The sequence below is a fragment of the Phytobacter sp. V91 genome (assembly GCF_965644225.1).
Classification (GTDB): domain Bacteria; phylum Pseudomonadota; class Gammaproteobacteria; order Enterobacterales; family Enterobacteriaceae; genus CBFFRJ01.
Genome location: NZ_CBFFRJ010000024.1, coordinates 19,071 through 41,704 on the forward strand (window position 1 = coordinate 19,071; position 22,634 = coordinate 41,704).

20 protein-coding genes are annotated in these 22,634 nt (G+C 52.1%); 5 read left to right on the forward strand and 15 right to left on the reverse strand.

The genetic code is table 11. The annotated features are described in order from the left end of the window. The first annotated feature begins 270 nt into the window (after positions 1-270). The gene (locus ACSZO4_RS07090) at positions 271-2,445 is read left to right on the forward strand and encodes a right-handed parallel beta-helix repeat-containing protein (RefSeq protein WP_437888182.1); all 2,175 of its coding nucleotides are present in this window, start codon (positions 271-273) and stop codon (positions 2,443-2,445) included. Positions 2,446-2,820: 375 nt separating this feature from the next. Here the strand turns inward: ACSZO4_RS07090 and ACSZO4_RS07095 are convergent, their stop codons facing one another. From ACSZO4_RS07095 to asnC, 13 genes are all read right to left on the reverse strand, one after another. Then, a complete protein-coding gene (locus tag ACSZO4_RS07095; protein WP_437888183.1) occupies positions 2,821-3,240 on the reverse strand; it encodes a F0F1 ATP synthase subunit epsilon in 420 nt (139 codons plus the stop codon). A gap of 20 nt (positions 3,241-3,260) precedes the next feature. Next, positions 3,261-4,643, reverse strand: a complete 1,383-nt coding sequence (atpD, locus tag ACSZO4_RS07100) for a F0F1 ATP synthase subunit beta (RefSeq protein WP_437888184.1) — start codon at positions 4,641-4,643, stop codon at positions 3,261-3,263. Positions 4,644-4,669: 26 nt separating this feature from the next. Then, a complete protein-coding gene (gene atpG, locus ACSZO4_RS07105; protein WP_437888185.1) occupies positions 4,670-5,533 on the reverse strand; it encodes a F0F1 ATP synthase subunit gamma in 864 nt (287 codons plus the stop codon). A 50-nt stretch (positions 5,534-5,583) separates the two neighbouring features. Then, the gene (atpA, locus tag ACSZO4_RS07110; protein ID WP_437888186.1) at positions 5,584-7,125 is read right to left on the reverse strand and encodes a F0F1 ATP synthase subunit alpha; all 1,542 of its coding nucleotides are present in this window, start codon (positions 7,123-7,125) and stop codon (positions 5,584-5,586) included. A 12-nt stretch (positions 7,126-7,137) separates the two neighbouring features. Then, positions 7,138-7,671: a F0F1 ATP synthase subunit delta gene (gene atpH, locus ACSZO4_RS07115; RefSeq protein ID WP_437888187.1), complete on the reverse strand. Its 534-nt coding sequence runs from the start codon at positions 7,669-7,671 to the stop codon at positions 7,138-7,140. A gap of 13 nt (positions 7,672-7,684) precedes the next feature. Next, positions 7,685-8,155 carry a F0F1 ATP synthase subunit B gene (gene atpF, locus ACSZO4_RS07120; protein ID WP_437888188.1) on the reverse strand — a complete coding sequence of 157 codons (471 nt, stop codon included), beginning with the start codon at positions 8,153-8,155 and terminating at the stop codon, positions 7,685-7,687. Between the two features lie 59 nt (positions 8,156-8,214). Further along, positions 8,215-8,454 carry a F0F1 ATP synthase subunit C gene (gene atpE, locus ACSZO4_RS07125; protein WP_004393045.1) on the reverse strand — a complete coding sequence of 80 codons (240 nt, stop codon included), beginning with the start codon at positions 8,452-8,454 and terminating at the stop codon, positions 8,215-8,217. 48 nt (positions 8,455-8,502) lie between these two features. After that, positions 8,503-9,321: a F0F1 ATP synthase subunit A gene (gene atpB, locus ACSZO4_RS07130; protein WP_437888189.1), complete on the reverse strand. Its 819-nt coding sequence runs from the start codon at positions 9,319-9,321 to the stop codon at positions 8,503-8,505. Between the two features lie 8 nt (positions 9,322-9,329). Next, complete coding sequence (gene atpI, locus ACSZO4_RS07135) at positions 9,330-9,710, reverse strand: F0F1 ATP synthase subunit I (protein WP_437888190.1); 381 nt, start codon at positions 9,708-9,710, stop codon at positions 9,330-9,332. A 619-nt stretch (positions 9,711-10,329) separates the two neighbouring features. Beyond that, positions 10,330-10,947, reverse strand: a complete 618-nt coding sequence (gene rsmG, locus ACSZO4_RS07140) for a 16S rRNA (guanine(527)-N(7))-methyltransferase RsmG (protein ID WP_437888191.1) — start codon at positions 10,945-10,947, stop codon at positions 10,330-10,332. Between the two features lie 99 nt (positions 10,948-11,046). After that, the gene (gene mnmG / locus ACSZO4_RS07145; protein WP_437888192.1) at positions 11,047-12,936 is read right to left on the reverse strand and encodes a tRNA uridine-5-carboxymethylaminomethyl(34) synthesis enzyme MnmG; all 1,890 of its coding nucleotides are present in this window, start codon (positions 12,934-12,936) and stop codon (positions 11,047-11,049) included. A gap of 372 nt (positions 12,937-13,308) precedes the next feature. After that, complete coding sequence (gene mioC / locus ACSZO4_RS07150; RefSeq protein ID WP_437888193.1) at positions 13,309-13,758, reverse strand: FMN-binding protein MioC; 450 nt, start codon at positions 13,756-13,758, stop codon at positions 13,309-13,311. A 99-nt stretch (positions 13,759-13,857) separates the two neighbouring features. Beyond that, entirely contained in the window at positions 13,858-14,316 is a 459-nt protein-coding gene (gene asnC / locus ACSZO4_RS07155; protein WP_041689565.1) for a transcriptional regulator AsnC, read from the reverse strand. A 154-nt stretch (positions 14,317-14,470) separates the two neighbouring features. Here asnC and asnA point away from each other — a divergent pair, with 154 nt between their 5' ends. Continuing rightward, the gene (asnA, locus tag ACSZO4_RS07160; RefSeq protein ID WP_437888194.1) at positions 14,471-15,463 is read left to right on the forward strand and encodes an aspartate--ammonia ligase; all 993 of its coding nucleotides are present in this window, start codon (positions 14,471-14,473) and stop codon (positions 15,461-15,463) included. On the opposite strand, the gene viaA is transcribed toward asnA, so the two are convergent. Together viaA and ravA are read right to left on the reverse strand one after the other, a co-directional pair. Then, entirely contained in the window at positions 15,460-16,911 is a 1,452-nt protein-coding gene (viaA, locus tag ACSZO4_RS07165; RefSeq protein WP_437888195.1) for an ATPase RavA stimulator ViaA, read from the reverse strand. The two genes, asnA and viaA, sit on opposite strands and share 4 nt — an antisense overlap. Then, on the reverse strand, positions 16,905-18,401 hold the full coding sequence (gene ravA, locus ACSZO4_RS07170; protein ID WP_437888196.1) for an ATPase RavA: 1,497 nt from the start codon (positions 18,399-18,401) through the stop codon (positions 16,905-16,907). The genes viaA and ravA overlap by 7 nt, the downstream gene beginning before the upstream one ends. Positions 18,402-18,625: 224 nt before the next feature. Between ravA and kup the strand changes: the two genes are divergently transcribed. From kup to rbsA, 3 genes are all read left to right on the forward strand, one after another. Then, a complete protein-coding gene (gene kup, locus ACSZO4_RS07175; protein WP_437888197.1) occupies positions 18,626-20,494 on the forward strand; it encodes a low affinity potassium transporter Kup in 1,869 nt (622 codons plus the stop codon). A 204-nt stretch (positions 20,495-20,698) separates the two neighbouring features. Continuing rightward, entirely contained in the window at positions 20,699-21,118 is a 420-nt protein-coding gene (gene rbsD, locus ACSZO4_RS07180; RefSeq protein WP_437888198.1) for a D-ribose pyranase, read from the forward strand. A gap of 7 nt (positions 21,119-21,125) precedes the next feature. Beyond that, positions 21,126-22,631, forward strand: coding sequence for a ribose ABC transporter ATP-binding protein RbsA (rbsA, locus tag ACSZO4_RS07185; protein ID WP_437888199.1), 1,506 nt, complete (start codon positions 21,126-21,128; stop codon positions 22,629-22,631). Positions 22,632-22,634: the final 3 nt, after the last annotated feature.

Consider the following 22,634-nt stretch of genomic DNA (forward strand, 5'->3'; position numbering starts at 1 on the left):
TGAAACGAGATGCAGAGAAAACACGCAACGCCGGTCTGAATCGGTGATTCTGACGACTATTTTCAACCATTTCACGCCATCTTGTCGCGGAAAAAACGCCTAAGCAGCCATTCAGATATCTATCTCAATGGTTTTTCAGTTTTTTTTACACATGAATAAAGAAACCAATAAAACAAAATAGCGTTTTAATAATTAATTATTGTGAGGTATGAAAAAGAAACGCCATTTCAGTTTCTTTATAATCAGGTCAATTTCATTCAGGATAATAAGATGAATAATAAGATACCTCTGGCTCTGACCCTCTGTTGTTCAACAGTTACCTTTGCCACTCAAGCCGCTGAATCTGCGGTCTGGAAGGCCATTGCTTTCGGTCAGTCGACGGATGTAAATTTCTCATCCAACGTGCTGCCGGAAAAAATCGGCGTTAACGATGTGACGATCGACGGCAAGAAATTGTCTGTTGAGAGTACGGCGGGTCTCGATAAACCTGTCACTATCGAGAGCCGTGGCGGCAAGATTGGCAACTCGCACGACGGTCTGACGTTCTTCTATACCACGCTTCCGGCCAGCAATAACTTTGTGTTGCAGGCGACGGTCACTGTCGATCAGTTCGGCCCGGAAAATGGCGCTAAACCGGCAGCGCAGGAAGGTGCGGGGCTACTGGTGCGCGACATCATTGGCAATCCTCGTCAGCAGCCATTGAAAGAGGGATATGAAGAGTTTCCGGCAGCATCAAATATGGTGATGAATGCCATTATGACCCAGGATAAAAAGGATGCGCACCGGGTAAAAATACAGGCTTTCGCCCGGGAAGGTATCAGCCAGCCGTGGGGTAACACCGGTTCGTCGATCAAAAAAGAGAGCTACCAGGAAGAAGTGGATCTGCAAAAAACCCCGACCTTTCGTATGCGTCTCGAACGCACTAACGATGGCTTTATTACCGGCTGGGCGCCGGTGGGTAGCGAACAGTGGGTGACGAAAACCGTTCCGCATGCAGATTTGGTCACCGTCCAGGATAAAAATCAGTATTACGTCGGCTTCTTTGCTTCGCGTAATGCAAAAATCACCGTCAGTGATGCAACGCTTACGACATCCCCCGCCCAGACCGTCCCCTCTAAACCCTGGGTCGCCAAAGCCTGGCCGGTGGTCGTCCAGGTTGCTTCCGCCAGCCAAAGCACCACTGAGCACTATGTCGTTCAGGCTCGCGCCAACTATGACGGACAGTTCAGCGTCAGACAAAATGAAGTGGTGATCGGGTCAGATAAACCGGTTAAAGCCGGGGAAATGTTCGCTCTTCCGGCAAAACTGCAGGCGCAGAATACCTTCCAGCTTATCTTTACCCCCACCAGCGGAAAAGACAAAACGCCCGTTGAGCAGAGCATTAAGGTTGAGCGCGTTGCTGCGCTAAGCGGATCAACGCTGCATGTTTCACCTGAGGGTAAAGCGGATGCCAATGGCACCGCCAGTGCGCCGCTGGATCTGGCAACGGCAATAGCCATGGTACCTGCGGGCGGCAAGATCGTACTGGCCGCCGGTGACTACCCGCAAACGGAGATCCCGCTGTCGGCAAGTGGTCTGAAAGGCAAACTGAAAACGCTGGAAGCGAATGGCAAAGCCGTGATCCACGGCATGCTGCTCGACGCCAGTTACTGGCATCTGCAAGGGATTGAAATCACCGATAAGAGCCTGCGGATCCAGGGTAGCCATAACCTGATTGAAAATGTGGTGGCTTATAAAAACGACGACACCGGGATCCAGATATCTTCGCCGGATAAGATTGGTCGTCCACTGTGGGCCAGCCATAACCGCGTCCTGAACTCAGAGTCTTTCAGTAATGAGGATGCAGGAAAAATCAACGCCGATGGTTTTGCAGTAAAAATGCGCGTCGGTGAGGGCAATAGCCTTGAGGGATGCTACTCCCACGACAATATTGACGATGGCTTTGACCTGTTTAATAAAATTGAAGACGGTGCCAATGGCGTAGTCACTATTATCAATTCTATTGCCCGTAACAACACCAGCAATGGCTTCAAGCTGGGTGGCGAAGGGCAGCCGGTGGCGCATGTGGTGCGTAACAGTATCGCCGTCGGCAATCATCTGGACGGATTCACGGATAACTTCAACCCAGGCAAACTGGTGGTTGCGAATAACGTAGCGGCAAATAACCTGCGCTTTAACTTTATCTTCCGCCCAAGTCCGTATGGCGATGCGGCAAGTCAGGGCACCTTTACTGGCAACCTGTCTCTGCGCAGCGAACCGGGTAAATATGATGATGCGGTGGTAGGAAATATAGACGCCACAAACTTTTTTATTGAAGACGGGAAAAGCGTCAATAAAGACGGCAAGATCCTGAACGAAAAAGATTTTAAATCACTGGATTTGCCGCAACCGCTGCAGCGCAATACGGATGGAAGCTTTAACACCGGGGACTTCATGAAGCTGTAATAGTCTGCTGGAGATAAACACAAAGGTCGCCATCAGGCGACCTTTTTTCAGTTCTGTTCACACCGCATGTGTTGTCGTTTTAGTTAGCGGTACAGCGTGATTACAGATTAAAAGTACCGAAAGAAACGTTCATGTTGTTGAAGAATGCGATGATTTTGTTGATCAGTTTCATGATGTATTCCTGTTCGTTTGAATGATTTTTTTGTGACTTACTTCACAAAAAGAAGTCTACACCTCAAATTTTAACCGATCAACATTTTTGTGATGCTAATCACAAAAAATATAAAACGTCATTTTGATTTCAAATAAACTGAAACGCAGCCATAAAAAAAGCCAGTCTGCTAACCAGACTGGCTTTTTGACTTTAAGCCGGTGTTACATCGCTTTTTTGGTCAACTCGATAACACGCAGTTTAGCGATCGCTTTGGCCAGTTCCGCGGACGCCTGAGCGTAATCCACGTCACCATGAGAGCTCTTAATGTGCTCTTCAGCCTTACGTTTAGCTTCCAGGGCTCGCGCTTCGTCGAGATCCTGGCCGCGGATCGCGGTATCAGCCAGAACGGTCGTGCTGCCCGGTTGCACTTCAAGAATGCCGCCGGACAGATAGATAAACTCTTCATGACCGAGCTGTTTCACGATGCGAATCATACCAGGCTTAATGGCGGTGAGCAGCGGGGCGTGACCCGGGTAAATACCCAGTTCACCTTCGCTACCCGTTACCTGGATTTTCTCGACCAGACCAGAGAACATTTGTTTCTCTGCGCTGACGACGTCCAGGTGGTAAGTCATTGCCATATCACCCTCCGATTAAGGCGTTAAAGTTTTTTGGCTTTTTCCACGGCTTCGTCGATAGAACCGACCATGTAGAACGCCTGCTCTGGCAGGTGATCGTATTCGCCTTCCATAATGCCTTTAAAGCCACGGATGGTGTCTTTCAGGGAGACGTATTTGCCCGGAGAACCGGTGAATACTTCTGCCACGAAGAACGGCTGGGACAGGAAGCGCTGGATCTTACGAGCACGCGCTACCACCAGTTTATCTTCTTCAGACAGTTCATCCATACCCAGGATGGCGATGATGTCTTTCAGTTCCTGGTAACGTTGCAGCAGGGACTGTACGCCACGCGCGGTGTCGTAGTGTTCCTGACCAACAACCAGCGGATCCAGCTGACGGCTGGTGGAATCCAGCGGGTCAACGGCCGGGTAGATACCCAGAGACGCGATCTGACGGCTCAGTACCACGGTTGCGTCAAGGTGCGCAAAGGTGGTGGCTGGTGACGGGTCAGTCAAGTCATCCGCAGGTACGTATACCGCCTGTACGGAGGTGATAGAACCGGTTTTGGTGGAAGTGATACGTTCCTGCAGAACGCCCATCTCTTCCGCCAGCGTCGGCTGGTAACCTACCGCTGAAGGCATACGACCCAGCAGTGCTGATACTTCTGTACCGGCCAGGGTGTAACGGTAGATGTTATCTACGAACAGCAGTACGTCACGGCCTTCGTCACGGAATTTCTCAGCCATGGTCAGGCCGGTCAGCGCAACGCGCAGACGGTTTCCCGGCGGCTCGTTCATCTGGCCGTAAACCAGGGATACTTTATCCAGTACGTTGGAGTCGGTCATCTCGTGGTAGAAGTCGTTACCCTCACGAGTACGCTCACCCACGCCTGCAAACACGGAGTAACCGGAGTGCTCGATCGCGATGTTACGGATCAGCTCCATCATGTTTACGGTTTTACCTACACCCGCACCACCGAACAGACCGACTTTACCGCCCTTCGCGAACGGACACATCAGGTCGATAACTTTGATACCGGTTTCCAGCAGTTCCTGAGAGCTGGAGAGCTCTTCATAGGACGGTGCTGCACGGTGAATCGCCCAACGGTCTTCTTCGCCAATGTCGCCTTTCATGTCGATCGGCTGACCCAGGACGTTCATGATACGACCCAGGGTTGCTTTACCTACCGGGACTTCGATCGGGTGCTCAAGGTCTTTAACTTCCAGACCACGACGCAGACCGTCAGAAGAACCCATGGCGATGGTACGTACGATACCGCCGCCGAGCTGCTGCTGAACTTCCAGCACCAGGCTCTCGTTACCATTGTTAACCTCAAGAGCATCGTACACGCGCGGTACGGCATCCTGAGGGAATTCGACGTCAACCACGGCGCCGATTACCTGGACAATTTTTCCAGTAGCCATCTTGAATCCTCTACGAATTAACCTGGTTATACCGCGGATGCACCACCGACGATTTCGGTGAGTTCCTGAGTAATGCTGGCCTGACGAGCTTTGTTGTATACCAACTGCAGCTCTTTAATCAGGCTGCCGCCATTGTCGGTCGCGGCTTTCATCGCCACCATACGTGCGGCCTGCTCGCTGGCCAGGTTTTCAACAACACCCTGATAAACCTGAGATTCAACATAACGACGCAGGAGAGTATCCAGCAGCGCTTTTGGATCAGGCTCATACAAATAATCCCAGGATTTACGCTTCAACTCTTCATCTTCTGCAGCCGGTAACGGCAGCAACTGAGTGATAGTCGGAACCTGAGACATGGTGTTGATAAATTTGTTACTGACAATATAAAGCTTGTCCAAACGACCTTCGTCGTAAGCCTGTAGCATGACTTTTACCGGGCCGATCAGTTCGGACAGGGAAGGGTGATCCCCCATACCTGTTACCTGAGCGACAACGTTGCCACCTACGGAATTAAAGAAAGACACGCCCTTAGAGCCGATCATCGCGAGGTCGCTCTGAACGCCTTTATCGGACCAGACTTTCATCTCCGCCAGCAGCTTTTTGAACAGGTTAATGTTCAAGCCGCCACACAGACCACGGTCGGTCGACACCACCAGGTAGCCCACGCGTTTAACGTCGCGTTCTTCCAGGTAAGGGTGCTTATATTCCAGATTACCATTCGCAAGGTGACCGATCACTTTGCGCATGGTATCTGCATAAGGACGGCTGGACGCCATGCGATCCTGCGATTTACGCATTTTGGAAGCGGCGACCATCTCCATCGCTTTAGTGATCTTTTGCGTGTTCTGGACGCTTGCGATCTTACTACGTATCTCTTTTGCGCCGGCCATGAGCTTCTCCTCAATGCCTTGCGGCTTGCCCTAAGACAAGCCGCCAGACGTTACCAGGACTGGGTTGCTTTGAAGGAATCGAGGATGCCTTTCAGCTTGCCTTCGATTTCGTCGTTATAGCCACCGGACTGGTTAATCTCTTGCATCAGCGGAGCGTGATCACGGTCGACGTAAGCCAGCAGTGCGGCTTCGAAGCTACCGATTTTCGCCAGTTCCACATCTTCGAGGTAACCGCGTTCAGCTGCGAACAGTACCAGGCCCTGCTGTGCAACAGACATTGGGGCATACTGTTTCTGTTTCAGCAGCTCGGTCACTTTCTGACCATGGCTCAGCTGTTTACGGGTTGCTTCATCCAGATCGGATGCGAACTGAGAGAACGCAGCCAGTTCACGATACTGCGCCAGCGCGGTACGAATACCACCGGACAGTTTCTTGATGATCTTGGTCTGAGCAGCACCACCCACACGGGATACTGAGATACCTGGGTTAACAGCAGGACGAATACCGGAGTTAAACAGGTTGGTTTCCAGGAAGATCTGACCATCGGTAATAGAAATTACGTTGGTCGGAACGAACGCAGAAACGTCACCCGCCTGAGTTTCGATAATCGGCAGCGCAGTCAGGGAGCCGGTTTTACCTTTCACTTCACCTTTGGTGAAGGCTTCAACGTACTCAGCGTTAACGCGGGATGCGCGTTCCAGCAGACGGGAGTGGAGGTAAAAAACGTCGCCCGGGAAAGCTTCACGTCCTGGCGGACGACGGAGCAGCAGGGAAACCTGACGATAAGCGACAGCCTGTTTGGACAGGTCATCGTACACGATCAGTGCATCTTCACCGCGGTCACGGAAGTATTCGCCCATCGCGCAACCGGCATAAGGCGCCAGGTATTGCAGTGCAGCGGATTCAGACGCGGTAGCCACAACAACAATGGTGTTGGACAGTGCGCCGTGCTCTTCCAGTTTACGGACCACGTTAGAAATGGTGGACGCTTTCTGGCCGATAGCCACGTACACGCATTTGATACCGGAATCACGCTGGTTGATGATCGCATCGATTGCCATCGCGGTTTTACCGGTCTGACGGTCACCGATGATCAATTCACGCTGACCACGACCGATTGGGATCATGGCATCAACGGATTTATAACCGGTCTGTACCGGCTGATCAACGGACTGACGTTCGATAACGCCCGGGGCAATAACTTCGATTGGCGAGAAGCCATCGTTATCAACCGGACCTTTACCGTCGATTGGCGCACCCAGGGTGTTCACCACGCGACCCAGCAGGCCACGGCCTACCGGAACTTCAAGAATACGGCCAGTACACTTAACTTTCATGCCTTCGGCAAGGTCAGCATACGGACCCATCACAACGGCACCTACGGAGTCGCGCTCCAGGTTCAGTGCGATAGCGTAACGGTTACCCGGCAGGGAGATCATTTCACCCTGCATACAATCGGCCAGGCCGTGAATGCGGATAACACCGTCACTAACAGAAACAATAGTACCTTCGTTATGAGCTTCGCTCACAACACTGAACTGAGCAATGCGCTGCTTGATCAGTTCGCTGATTTCGGTGGAATTCAGTTGCATGCTCCAGTCCCCTTAAGACTGCAAGACGTCTGCAAGGCGTTCAAGACGGCCGCGAACGCTGCCATCAATGACCATATCACCCGCACGGATGATTACGCCTGCCATTACAGATTTGTCAATTTTGCAATTCAGCTTCACTTTGCGTGAAAGACGTTTTTCCATCGCCGCACTGATTTTCGAAAGCTGTTCTTCACTCAGTGCGGTCGCGGAAGTCACTTCGACTTCTGCGATAGCCTCGCTGGCTGCACGCAATTGAATAAACTGCTCAAGAACATCAGGGAGCGCCTTAATACGACCGTTTTCAGCCATCACCCGAATCAGGTTTTGACCGTTGTCGTCAAGTTGCTCCCCACAGACTGCGATAAACGAACTCGCGAGCGTTTCCGGTGCCATCGCACCGGAGAGAAGCTCTGCCATATGTTCGTTTTTCGTCACCTCGGCGGCAAACACCAGCATATCCTGCCAGCGGTCAACGCTTTGGCTTTCAACAGCAAAGTCAAAAGCTGCTTTGGCGTAGGGGCGAGCTACCGTTACAAATTCAGACATCAGCCCCTCCTCCTTACAGTTCAGCGACCAGTTTATTCACGATGTCGCTGTTAGCAGCTTCATCCACGGAACGCTCGATGATCTTCTCGGCGCCGGCAACAGCCAGCAGAGCCACTTGTTTACGCAGCTCTTCGCGAGCACGTTTGCGTTCAGCGTCAATTTCCGCCTGCGCCTGCGCCACGATTTTAGTACGTTCCTGCTCGGCTTCTGCTTTCGCTTCGTCCAGGATCTGAGCACGGCGTTTGTTCGCCTGCTCAATGATGACCTGAGCTTCAGCTTTCGCTTTTTTCAGCTGGTCGGTCGCATTGGCCTGTGCAAGGTCCAGGTCCTTTTTAGCCCGTTCAGCGGAAGCAAGACCGTCAGCAATTTCTTTCTGACGTTTTTCAATGGCTGCGATTAATGGCGGCCATACGTACTTCATGCAGAACAGAACGAACAGGACAAACGCGATGGCCTGGCCGAGGATTGTTGCGTTTAGATTCACAGCACAATGCCTCTTATCTGGTTAAAGTTCTTAAATATTTGCTGTTAAGCAACTTTTTACTACGCGACAGCAAACATCACGTACAGACCCAGACCTACAGCGATCATTGGGATTGCATCCACCAGACCCATAACGATAAAGAACTGAGTACGCAGAAGAGGGATCAGATCCGGTTGACGCGCTGCGCCTTCCAGGAATTTGCCCCCGAGGATGCCGATACCGATCGCAGCACCGATTGCCGCCAGACCCATCATAATAGCGGCAGCCATGTACAGCAGATCCATATTCAGGTTTTCCATGACAGTCTCCAGATTGTTTCAGTTAGAACGTAGTAGTGTTATTAAAAATCAATGCTCTTCAGACGCCATCGACAGATAAACGATCGTCAGAACCATGAAAATGAAGGCTTGCAGCGTAATAATCAGGATGTGGAAAATGGCCCACGGCACATTAAGGATCCACTGTGACCACCACGGCAACAGACCAGCAATCAGAATGAAAATCAACTCACCGGCGTACATGTTGCCGAACAGTCGCAGACCGAGAGAAACCGGTTTGGACAGCAGGCTAACACCTTCCAGGATCAGGTTGACCGGGATAAACACCGGATGGTTGAACGGCTGGAGTGTGAGCTCTTTAGCAAAGCCACCCAGGCCTTTCATTTTGATGCTGTAGAACAGAATCAGGATAAATACGCCTAAGGCCATAGACAGCGTGATGTTCACGTCAGCAGACGGCACCACACGCAGCGCAGGCAGACCAAAGATGTGCTCGCCGATGTACGGCAGCAGGTCGATAGGCAGCAAATCCATCAGGTTCATCAGGAATACCCAGACGAAAATCGTCAGGGCCAGCGGCGCAATAAGCTTGCTTTTGCCATGGTACATGTCTTTCACGCTACCGTGGACAAAACCAATGACCAGCTCAATTGCGGTCTGGAATTTCCCTGGTACGCCGCTGGTCGCCTTTTTGGCTACGCTACGGAACATGACCAGGAACAACAGACCCAGAGCCACTGAGAAAAACATGGAGTCAATGTTGAGCGTCCAGAATGTGGCCGGGGGGTTATGCGGATCCACCAGCGAGAAAGTACGCAGGTCCAACTGAAGGTTATTCAGATGGTGTCCTATATACTCCTGCGGTGTTGAGATTTCTCCTGCAGACATGATGCCTCTTACCCTTTGTTGTTAATTACAGCGGGTGCCAGTATCTGAACAACCAGCACCGAAACCCACGTGACTATCAGCGGTAAAAAAACCGCCCTGAAAACCGCCAGCGCCACCACCAGCAACACGAATGTCGCCAACACCTTAAACGCTTCACCGAAGGCGAAGGACCAGGCTACGCGGCCTTTAACAGGTGTATGCGCCTGATGACGCCAGGCAAAAATCATAAACAACATATTTGGCAAAAATACTGCCATTCCTCCGCACACGGCGGAGACGCCCCAGAAAGGGTCTTTGAGGCTAAACAGCGTTCCACAAATAATCACTGCCAGAAGCTGAATAAGCAGAAGCTTGCGAGCAACGTTTCGACTTAAAAGCGACACCGACATCGTATTCACTCCTGCTCACTTCGAGGTATGCCGCGTGTCGTATAAAACGTTCTTTAACGCCCGGAGTCAAGCACCAAAAAGCGGTCAAATTATACGGTGCGGCCCCGTGAATTCAAACAATAAGTAGCGAAAAGGTGAATAAATGTTTAAATATTTTGCCACGGGTCTGTTTTTCAACTTTTCAGCAAACTGTGAACCTTTAAGCAAAATCCCAAATAACGCGAAAACCCTGCGATTAAAGTGCGTACCAGATCACAAATTAAACATTTATGCGTTCGCCTGATGATGGCCTCTCAGAAAATATGCCATTTCAAGGTTTTGATATTACGAATGATTATCCACAACTCTTTTTAAAACAGCTCGGCACACATAAAAAACCTTTCATTGACATTTATAATAATTTTTTAACAACAGCGATCCGGTCACGACGCCGATTTTTAGCAGCCTGATATTTTCGCAGTTGACTATTTTAACTGTTAACAAAAAACTAAGCGTTAAAATCTGGAAAAACACAGGTGACAACTCCGTTAAATGTAACCGAACGTATCACTGTTTTTGGTGCCGTTTTTTAACAATCTAAAAACAGCACAAATTCTACATTTTTTGAGGGAGATTAAATTTAGTTTAGCTTAACGGTAATCAAATGCCGTTCGCCCTCGAGATGAGGAACGGTTAATTCAACCACCGATTCAACGCTCAGATCAGGCGGTAATTGCTCCATTTCCTCGGAAGGAATCAATCCCTTAAGTGCATAAAATCGTCCATTCTGCCCAGGCAAATGGCGGCACCAGTTGACCATATCCGTTAAGGATGCAAACGCACGGCTAATCACGCCGTCAAACGGTGGCTCCGCAGGGAAATCCTCAACCCGACTTTGCACCGGGGTGATATTGTCGAGCTTAAGCTCATGCTGAACCTGCTTCAAAAAGCGCACGCGCTTGCCCAGGCTATCCAGCAGTGTGAAATGGCACTCAGGACGTACGATAGAGAGCGGGATCCCCGGCAGGCCCGGCCCGGTCCCCACGTCGATAAAACGAGTTCCCTGCAGATAAGGAGCGACCACAATGCTGTCGAGAATATGGCGGATAAGCATTTCATCGGGTGAGCGTACCGAGGTCAGATTGTAAGCTTTGTTCCACTTGTTCAGCATTTCCACATAGGCAACAAGCTGAGTTTTCTGGTGATCGGTGAGCGAAATACCTGCTTCATCCAGCAGGCGGGAAAGTTTGTTAAGCACAGTGGGTACCTGTTAGCGAAGTCTGCGGATGGCCTGAAACTCATCCTCCAGGGAAATATTGCCCGGCAGGCGCAATGCCGCCGGGCAATCAGCAAAACGTTAAGCGCTGCGGCGCAGCATGCCTTGTTTTTTCAGCCACACCAGCAGAATGGAGATCGCCGCAGGCGTGATACCAGAAATACGCGACGCCTGGCCGATGGAAGCCGGTTTGTGATCGTTAAGTTTGGCGATCACTTCGTTGGATAGCCCACTCACCTGCCGATAATCCAGAGAAGCTGGCAGCAGCGTATTTTCATTCCGCTGTTGTTTTTCAATCTCATCCTGCTGGCGTGCGATATAGCCTTCGTACTTGACCTGGATTTCAACCTGTTCGGCAGCCTCGGCATCCTCCAGTCCTGGCGCAAATGCGGTCAGCTGAACCAGCTGCGCATAGGTCATTTCCGGACGACGAAGCAGATCTTCACCGCTGGCTTCGCGTGACAGCGGTGCCGTCAGGTTGTTATTCACTTCCGGAGCGGTTTCTGAAGTTGGATTCACCCAGACTGATTTCAGACGCTGACGTTCACGCTCAATGCTTTCCAGTTTCTCATTGAAACGAGCCCAGCGCTCATCGTCCACCAGGCCCAGCTCACGGCCTTTCTCCGTCAGACGCAGGTCAGCATTGTCTTCACGCAGCATCAGACGGTATTCGGCGCGGGAAGTGAACATGCGGTAAGGTTCTTTGGTACCCAGCGTGCAGAGATCGTCCACCAGCACGCCCAGGTAAGCCTCTGAACGCGCAGGTGCCCATCCCTCTTTTTCGGCAGAGGCGCGTGCCGCATTGAGACCTGCCAGCAGTCCCTGTGCAGCGGCCTCTTCGTAACCGGTTGTGCCGTTGATCTGCCCGGCAAAGAACAGCCCCTGGATATATTTGCTTTCCAGCGTCGGCTTCAGGTCACGAGGATCGAAGAAATCGTACTCAATGGCGTAGCCGGGACGAACGATTTTTGCGTTTTCCATCCCCTGCATTGAGCGCACGATTTTCATCTGCACATCAAACGGCAGGCTGGTGGAGATCCCGTTAGGATAAATTTCGTTCGAGGTCATTCCTTCCGGCTCCAGGAAGATCTGATGCTGATTACGATCCGCAAAGCGCATCACCTTATCTTCGATCGACGGGCAATAGCGTGGGCCGATCCCTTCGATCACCCCGGCGTACATGGGACTACGATCGAGGTTATTACGGATCACATCATGGGTTTTTTCGTTGGTATGGGTGATGTAACAAGGTACCTGACGCGGATGCTGAGCCGCATTGCCCATAAACGAGAAGACCGGCATTGGGTCATCGCCATGTTGCTGCGCCAGGACGCTGAAGTCGATAGTACGGGCATCGATACGCGGAGGCGTACCGGTTTTAAGACGGCTGACGCGCAAAGGCAGCTCACGCAAACGGCGTGAAAGCGGAATTGACGGCGGATCACCCGCACGACCGCCGCTGTAGTTGTCCAGACCGATATGAATTTTACCGTCAAGGAAGGTTCCGACGGTCAGAACGACCGCTTTAGCCCGGAATTTAAGTCCCATCTGGGTTACCGCACCGACCACACGATCGTTTTCGACGATCAAATCTTCAACCGCCTGCTGGAAGATCATCAGATTCGGCTGGTTTTCCAGCGCCATGCGAACGGCCTGACGATAGAGCACGCGATCGGCCTGCGCACGGGTCGCCCGTACCGCAGGTCCTTTGCTCGCGTTTAGTATCCTAAACTGAATACCGGCCTGATCGATGGCCTTTGCCATTAAACCGCCAAGGGCATCCACTTCCTTCACCAGGTGTCCTTTCCCAATACCGCCAATGGCAGGGTTGCAGCTCATCTGCCCCAGCGTGTCGATATTGTGTGTCAAAAGCAGGGTTTGTTGACCCATACGCGCTGCGGCCATCGCGGCCTCAGTGCCTGCATGACCCCCGCCAATGATGATGACGTCAAAAGGATCCGGATAAAACATGGTGAATTGCCTCGCGTAAAGCGGTTAGAAAGGAATTGAAGCCCGGGCCGTGGATTCTACTCAACTTTAGCTCAGGGAGAAAGCGTTGGGATCCCGGGTATTAAAAAGAAGATCTTTATATAGAGAGATCTGTTCTATTGTGATCTCTTATTAGGATCCCGCTTGCTTGTGGATAAGCCGGATCCTGGTAAGAAGATCATCATCTTAGTAAGGATCATTAACTGTGAATGATCGGTGATCCTGGTCAGTATAAGCTGGGATCAAAAGGGCTAGTTATACACAAGCCAAAAACTGACCAAGGGTTATTCATTGGATAACTACCGGTTGATCAGCGGTTTTAAGCATACTTATCCACATCTGATCGCGCGATCTTTAATCGTTCTTGAGTAAATTAATCCAGGATCCCAGCCATATTTCAGCCGGATCCTCCGGAATGTCATGCTCAAGGATGTTAATTCGGGCGGTTTCACCCGCTTGTTTTGCCCCACAGGCGATCAGTGACGCTTCTAATTTATCAATCGCGCCGCAGAAGGTGTCATATTCGCGGCTGCCGATCCCAATCGCCCCGAAACGCACTGCCGTCAGATCCGGCTTTTGTGCCGCCAGTTGATCGTATAAAGGCTGAATGTTGTCCGGGAGATCGCCAGCGCCATGGGTGGAACTCACCACCAGCCAGGTGCCTTCCAGCGGAAGGTCTTCCAGCAGAGGGCCATGCAGGGTCTCGGTGGTAAAACCGGCATCTTCCAGTTTTTCTGCCAGATGTTCGGCGACATATTCCGCGCCGCCCAGGGTGCTGCCACTAATAAGAGTAATATCTGCCATGAAGTCCACTCCGGTTAAGAGGGGCGTATTGTACGCTGTGAATCAGCTGGGATCTACCTGTGGACAATATGGGTATTACGGGTGCATGAAAACGCCCTGTTACGGGCGGATCGTCCGCATGATCGGGTTTTGCAGGGAGATCAGCGTCTCGGTGGACTGGATTTCATCAATTGTTTGGATCTTGTTGATAAGCACCTGTTGCAGGGCATCAATCGATCGGCACATCACTTTAATAAAGATGCTGTAATGCCCGGTGGTGTAATAGGCTTCGGTCACCTCTTCGAGGCTTTCCAGTCTGGCCAGCGCTGAAGGGTAGTCCTTTGCGCTCTTAAGAATGATGCCGATAAAGCAACAGACGTCATAACCTAATTGTTTGGGGCTGACATCGATGCGGGCACCGGTGATGATCCCCGCCTGCTTCATTTTCTCCACGCGGACGTGAATGGTGCCCGGGCTTACGCCAAATTGCTTCGCCAGTTCGGCGTATGCCGTACGGGCGTTGGCCATTAATGCCTCGAGGATGCCGCGGTCCAGATTATCGATCTGATAATTTTCCATACGTTTTTCTTATGATGAGTGAACAATCTTTCTATATTAACGGGTCATTTTAACGAATCAAAACCTGTGAGGCCTTTTTTGTTGCCGATTATTGAATGGTAATGAATTTCTGTTGCTTAATGACGGGCAACAGAGAGAAAAAAGGAAAGGAAAAATGAAATCCGCTTACATCAGCAAACAACGTCAGATTATTTTCGTGAAGTCGCATTTCTCCCGCCAACTGGAAGAAAAACTGGGGCTTATTGAGGTTCAGGCTCCAATTTTAAGCCGTGTCGGAGATGGCACTCAGGATAATCTGTCAGGTTCTGAGAAAGCGGTGCAGGTGAAAGTAAAAAACCTGCCGGATGCCCAGTTTGAAGTGGTGCATTCGCTGGCGAAATGGAAACGCAAAACTCTGGGACAGCATGATTTCAGCGCTGGCGAAGGCTTATACACGCATATGAAAGCGCTGCGCCCTGATGAAGATCGTCTGTCGCCGGTTCACTCTGTCTATGTGGATCAATGGGACTGGGAGCGGGTGATGGGCGATGGCGATCGTCATACCGGTACCCTTAAATCGACCGTTGAAGCCATTTACGCCGGGATCAAAGCGACCGAAGCCGCCGTGAGCGAGGAGTTTGGCCTGACGTCCTTCCTGCCGGAGCAGATCCACTTTGTGCATAGCCAGGCGCTGCTGAGCCGCTTCCCTGAACTTGATGCCAAAGGCCGTGAGCGCGCGATTGCCAAAGAGCTGGGAGCAGTATTCCTGATTGGCATTGGCGGCAAACTCAGTGATGGCCAGCATCATGACGTGCGGGCGCCGGATTATGATGACTGGAGTACGCCGGGCGATGGTGGCTTACAGGGGCTGAACGGCGATATTCTGGTGTGGAACCCGGTGCTTGAAGATGTGCTTGAGCTGTCGTCGATGGGGATCCGGGTTGATGCCGAAGCCCTGAAGCGGCAGCTTAAAATCACCGATGATGAAGACAGGTTGCAACTGGAGTGGCATCAGGCGCTGGTACAGGGCGAGATGCCGCAAACCATCGGGGGCGGTATTGGCCAGTCCCGTCTGACCATGTTGCTTTTGCAACTGCCGCATATCGGCCAGGTACAATGTGGCGTCTGGCCTGAGCAGGTGCGCGCAAGCGTTTCTTCGCTTCTTTAACGTTTCCAGCGGCGCAGCAGGCGGCTGCGCATCCCGGTATCAAAGCGCCAGATATGATCAAAGATGCGCATGATGCCGGGTTTACCGTGCGCCGACATCGCCACGGCATGAAAACGTTGCTGCTGTACGCTTTGTAGCTCTTTGACATGGCTGACCACATCGTCCGGCAGTCTCTGGGCGATAAAGTCAGAAATGACCACCGCATCGGCGTCATACCACTCCCCTCCCCGCATCCGCTCAATAATGGCCCGAAAACAGCTGGCGATATCCGTGCCGCCACGAAAACGCTGGCTAAGAAAGCGGATCGCCTGCTCCAGTCCCTGCTGACTGGTAAGCTCATACCGCACCACTTCACTGGAAAACAGCATGATGTAGCAGCGTCGTTTATCCGCCAGGGCGACGCGCATCAGCGCAAGGCAAAATGCTTTAGCGCATTGTTCATTGAAGCCGCCCATTGAACCTGAGGTATCGACACAGACAATAAACGGCCCGCGCGGCTGCTCGTCAAAGTCCTGATGCACAACCGGGCGTTCGACCACTTTTTCCCGCCAGGCATCGCCATGCAGACGATAAGTAATCAGCTGTTTTTCGACCAGACGGCGATAAAACTCATATTCCAGTTCCGATATGCCAAGGGTTGCCAGTTCCGCAGGCAGCAGGCGCAAAATATCATCGCTTTGATGAATACCATCAACCTGTTCCGGTACCGTCGAAGGTTCACGCACCAGCATCCGGAAGGTTTCCATTGGCGCATCTTTGCGGGGAACGGATTTCGCCTCGCGCGAACGGCCGAGCTGTTCCGCCAGTTGTTTCAGCTCCGGTTGCTCGCTCAGGAAATCGCCGTACTTAACAATCAACTGGTAGTCGCCGCGCGAGATCTGCCCGGCGCTCATATCCCATAAGCGTCCGGCGGCGTTTTCGTTCTCGATTAACACTGGCTCAAGCTGGCCGCTGAGGGTCATACGGGCCTGTACTTCACTGAGCAGCTGCTCGCGCTCCTCTTCTAATAGCTGTTGATTAAACGCGGTGGTCTGTACCACCAGACTCAGCCGCCAGCGCTGTAAAAAGAGCGTATGCAGCGCTGGCGTGAAGGTGGGGTTATCCGCCACCATAGCATGGGCCTGGGCGGCAAACGGCGATCGAAGCTTATCCAGCAGGTTCAGGATTTGCGGAAGCTGGACAATCAGTTGTGATGTCGGGAGCAACTGACTCTGTTGATAAGATAAGACTTCTTCTGTCAGCTCCGGCGGTACCTGGGCCTCTTTCAGGCGGCTTTTCAACGCTTCCCGCCAGCGAGGAATGTCTTCGGTGATGGCGTGACGCAGACGAGGAAACTTTTCGAAGAACACCGCCAGCTGCGGCGAGGCCAGTATGGCGACGATCAACTCCTCAATGATCGCCTCCTCACCAATGGTTAAAATCGCATTCAGCACGTCCAGAGTTAGCATTGACGCGCCTGTTGGATCTGCGCCCGGACATACTGCAAGCTGGATTCAATACGCCCTAACCAGTCGTCGGGAATGAACAGACACTTCTGTTGTTCGCTAAAGCGGGTATGTTGCTGATGCCAGAGAGTATCGAGGGCTTCCAGCTGCTGCGAGACTTCTTCCGGAACATTCGTCTGGCTACCGCCGGGCAGGGCAAGGCGCGAGCCCTGCAAGCTGACATCACGGATCACCACATTCAGATTACCATCCACATCCAGATTCAGGACCTGCGCAAAGCCGATGCCGTTGAGTTTGCCGCGGATTTCCCCTCCCTTCGCCAGCCACTGTGCCAGCGCTGCACGCTCAATGGTCACGTGAATAACCTGCATATCATGAAGTTTTAGCGGCTGCTGGAGCAGAAGGGTCAGGGTGGCATCCTGTAATTCGTCGGGCAGATCGTAATGCGGACGGCGGCTGAACATACCGCCCTGGCGGGAGACTTTGAGGGCGGTTTTATCACTCTGCTGCTGTTGAAGCTGAATGCGGCGCTGGGCAATGGCGCCCAGTTGAGTGAGCATCGACTGCTGCTGCCAGGCGTGCCCGGTCATCAATATTTCTAACTGATTTTTCAGCAGTTGCATGCTTAGCGCGTCGTACCACAGACAATCTTTTAACAGGATAAGATCGACTGGCGCGACCGCATCGCGTCCGCTAAAGAAGGCGCTGGCCTGAAGTAAATGGATCGCTTTTTTCCAGCGTCGATCTGAGACATAAGGCGCATTAGGTAAACTATCGAGCTGCTGACGAAGCAGGTAGATCAGTTCGAAAACGCTATCAGGCAGCGTCACCTGGACAATCTTCTGCTGCCAGTCGGTATATTCCTCATCGCTTATCTGCAGGTCTGCGGGAACGGGGTTGTGGTTTTCATCCTGCTGACTGACCAGCATGGAGCGAAAATTCCCTTTCTCCTGCACTTTATCCAGCCACAGACGGATCAGCATTCGGTCATACAGCGCCTCAAGGCTGTTATCCGCTTCCGGCAATTCGTTGGACGCGGCCACCAGCAGACGCATAGGGATTTTTTCTTCGCTCGCGCCATTGCGAAAACGACGTTCATTGATGGCGGTGAGCAGGGTATTAAGGATTGCAGGCCCTGCTTTCCAGATCTCATCGAGAAAGACAATTTCAGCTTCCGGCAAATAACCCTGGGTTAAACGCTCATAGCGTCCTTCATCTTTTAGCGCCTGAATAGAGAGTGGACCAAACACCTCTTCGGGGGTGGAAAAGCGGGTCATCAGGTATTCAAACGCGCGGGCATGCTTAAACGCGAACTTCAGGCGGCGGGCGATCAGGCTTTTGGCGATACCTGGCGGGCCGAGCAGAAACACACTTTCACCGCTCAATGCGGCTAACAGGCACAGGCGAATAGCGTGGCTACGCTCAAAAAGACCTTTTTCCAGTGCACTGCTTAAGCGGGAAATTCTTTCTGCTAATAAATGTGAGTGAGCCATAATTGATTTTGCATCCTTTCGCCGGGAACCCCCGGCTTGCCTCTGCGAGTATAGACGTTTGAGTTGGGGCTTGTAATAGACTGAACAATGGCGTCATTTTCATTGCGCCAGAATAATGTGGTCGCATTTAGGGGTACGATTTAGCAAATAATCGTGCATACTGTGCGCTTTTTGTGGGCCAAGGGACTAAGCACACATTTGTCATTCAAACAAAAGATTAGTCTATGAGCACTGATAATAAGCAATCGTTGCCCGCGATAACACTCGCGGCTATTGGGGTTGTCTACGGTGATATTGGCACCAGCCCGCTTTATACTCTTCGTGAATGTTTGTCAGGTCAGTTTGGTTTCGGTGTCGAACGCGACGCTGTTTTTGGCTTCCTGTCGCTGATTTTCTGGCTGCTGATACTTGTTGTTTCCATCAAATATCTCACCTTCGTGATGCGTGCGGATAACGCCGGAGAGGGCGGTATTCTTACGCTAATGTCACTGGCCGGTCGCAATACGTCGGCGCGAATGACCTCGGTGCTGGTGATTATGGGGCTGATTGGCGGCAGCTTCTTCTATGGCGAGGTGGTGATAACCCCTGCCATTTCGGTGATGTCGGCCATTGAAGGTCTGGAAATCGTTGCGCCTTCACTGGAGAGCTGGACTGTCCCGCTTTCGATAGTGGTACTGACGCTGCTGTTTATGATCCAGAAGCACGGAACGGGGCTTGTGGGCAAACTCTTTGCGCCTATTATGCTTGCCTGGTTTTTGATTCTGGCGATGCTGGGCGCGCGCGGTATCATCTCAAATCCGGAAGTGCTTCAGGCGCTTAATCCGGCCTGGGCGGTCAATTTCTTCCTCGAGTACAAAACCGTTTCGTTTGTGGCCCTGGGCGCCGTGGTGCTCTCTATTACCGGCGTTGAGGCGTTGTATGCGGATATGGGGCACTTCGGCAAACTGCCTATTCGCGTGGCCTGGTTCCTGGTGGTACTCCCCTCGCTGGTGCTGAATTATTTCGGCCAGGGGGCGCTGTTATTAAAAAACCCGGAGGCGATTAAAAACCCGTTCTTTCTGCTGGCGCCTGAGTGGGCGTTGATCCCGATGCTGGTGATTGCCACCCTGGCAACGGTAATTGCTTCCCAGGCGGTCATTTCCGGCGTCTTCTCGCTTACTCGTCAGGCCGTGCGTCTGGGCTATCTGTCGCCGATGCGTATCATCCATACCTCGGAGATGGAGTCGGGGCAGATCTACATCCCTTTCATTAACTGGCTGCTCTATTTTGCGGTGGTCATTGTGATAGTCAGCTTTGAGCACTCGAGCAATCTGGCGGCGGCTTACGGTATTGCAGTGACCGGAACCATGGTGCTGACCTCTATTCTGTCGATGACCGTGGCGCGCAAAAACTGGCACTGGAATAAAGTGTTCGTCGGCCTGCTGCTTACCGGGTTCCTGTGTATTGATATTCCGCTGTTTTCGGCGAACCTCGACAAGCTGCTGTCCGGTGGCTGGTTGCCGCTGAGCCTGGGCCTGGTCATGTTTGTGGTGATGACAACCTGGAAGAGCGAGCGTTTTCGCCTGCTGCGCCGGATGCATGAGCACGGCAACTCTCTGGAAGCCATGATTGCCTCGCTGGAGAAATCGCCGCCGGTGCGTGTGCCAGGTACCGCGGTTTATATGTCCCGCGCGTTGAATGTGATCCCCTTTGCCATGCTGCACAATCTGAAGCACAACAAGGTGTTGCATGAGCGGGTTATCCTGCTGACGTTGCGCACCGAAGATGCGCCTTATGTGCATAACGTACGACGGGTGCAGATTGAGCAGCTTTCGCCGACATTCTGGCGAGTCGTGGCAAGCTACGGCTGGCGTGAGACCCCGAACGTAGAGGAGGTGTTCCACCGCTGCGGTCTGGAAGGGTTAAGCTGCCGGATGATGGAGACCTCATTCTTTATGTCCCATGAGTCTCTGATTGTCGGTAAACGCCCCTGGTATCTGCGCCTGCGCGGCAAACTTTATCTGCTCCTCCAGCGTAATGCCTTGCGCGCCCCGGATCAGTTTGAAATCCCGCCTAACCGGGTTATTGAACTCGGTACCCAGGTCGAGATTTAACAGCCTGCTAAAACCCCTCTTTTCGAGGGGTTTTTGTTATTTCACACCCGCAATTTGGCTTAAGAAAGCAAAGCGATGTTTTTTTAATGCAACGCGAGCGAAACGTTTCGATATCGATCACACTTCTGTAACGCTGCGGTGGTTTTCTGAACATTCTCAGGTTTACACTGAGATCAGCGAAACGTTTCGCTAATGGAGCATAAAATGAAAAAAGGTACTGTTCTTAACTCTGAAATCTCGTCGGTGATTTCCCGTCTTGGGCATACCGATACGCTGGTGGTCTGTGACGCGGGTTTACCGGTGCCACAGGGTACTCAACGTATTGATATGGCATTAACCCAGGGGGTGCCTGGCTTTATGCAGGTACTGGAAGTGGTCACGACGGAAATGCAGGTTGAGGCAGCTATCATCGCAGCGGAAATTCAACAACATAATCCGCAGCTCCACGAAACGTTGCTCAGCCATATTGAGCAGCTGCAACAACACCAGGGTAATACCATAGATGTTCGTTACGTTCCCCACGAACAATTTAAAAAACAGACCGCAGACAGTCAGGCGGTTATTCGCAGCGGGGAGTGTTCCCCGTATGCGAATATTATTCTCTGTGCCGGCGTAACCTTCTGAGGCCGGCATGGACGCGTTACTGCAACTTAAGGGAATCGACAAAGCATTCCCGGGGGTAAAAGCCCTCTCCGGTGCGGCGCTAAATGTTTATGCTGGCCGCGTTATGGCGCTGGTTGGTGAAAACGGCGCGGGCAAATCCACCATGATGAAAGTGCTGACCGGTATTTATACCCGTGATGCCGGTTCATTGCTGTGGCTGGGAAAAGAGACCACCTTCAATGGGCCGAAATCCTCCCAGGAAGCGGGCATCGGTATTATTCACCAGGAGCTCAATCTGATCCCTCAGTTGAGCATTGCTGAAAACATCTTTCTCGGGCGTGAGTTCGTCAGTCGTTTCGGCAAAATCGACTGGAAGAAAATGTATGCCGAAGCTGACAAACTGCTGGCGAAACTGAATCTGCGCTATAAGAGCGATCTGCTGGTAGGGGAACTCTCTATTGGCGATCAGCAGATGGTGGAGATTGCCAAGGTGTTGAGCTACGAGTCACGGGTGATTGTGATGGACGAGCCGACCGATGCGCTGACCGACACCGAAACCGAGTCCCTGTTCCGGGTGATCCGCGAGCTGAAAGCCCAGGGGCGCGGTATTGTCTATATTTCCCACCGTATGAAAGAGATCTTTGAGATTTGCGATGACGTCACCGTCTTCCGCGATGGTCAGTTTATTGCCGAGCGTCAGGTGCCCACGCTCACCGAAGATACGCTGATTGAAATGATGGTCGGTCGTAAGCTCGAAGATCAGTACCCACGCCTTGATAAAGCACCCGGCGACATCCGCCTGAAAGTGGACAATCTGTGTGGACCTGGCGTGCACGATGTGTCGTTCACGCTGCGTAAAGGCGAGATCCTGGGCGTGGCAGGCCTGATGGGCGCCGGACGAACAGAACTGATGAAAGTGCTGTATGGCGCTCTGCCACGTACTAGTGGTTACGTTACCCTGGATGGGCATGAAGTGGTGACCCGCTATCCGCAGGATGGCCTGGCAAACGGCATCGTCTATATCTCAGAAGACCGTAAGCGCGATGGTTTAGTCCTTGGTATGTCGGTCAAAGAGAATATGTCCCTGACCGCGCTGGGCTATTTCAGTCGTAGTGGCGGTAGCCTGAAACACAAAGATGAACAGCAGGCGGTCAGCGACTTTATCCGTCTGTTCAACGTCAAAACTCCGTCGATGGAACAGGCAATTGGCCTGCTTTCTGGTGGTAATCAGCAAAAAGTGGCGATTGCGCGTGGATTAATGACGCGCCCGAAAGTGCTGATCCTTGATGAGCCAACCCGTGGCGTCGATGTGGGGGCGAAAAAAGAGATTTATCAGCTTATTAACCAGTTTAAGGCCGATGGCCTGAGCATCATTCTGGTGTCGTCGGAAATGCCGGAAGTATTAGGCATGAGCGACCGCATCATGGTGATGCACGAAGGGCATCTCGAGGGTGAATTCACACGCGAGCAGGCCACTCAGGAAGTATTGATGGCTGCCGCTGTGGGCAAGCTTAATCGTGTGAATCAGGAGTAAAAA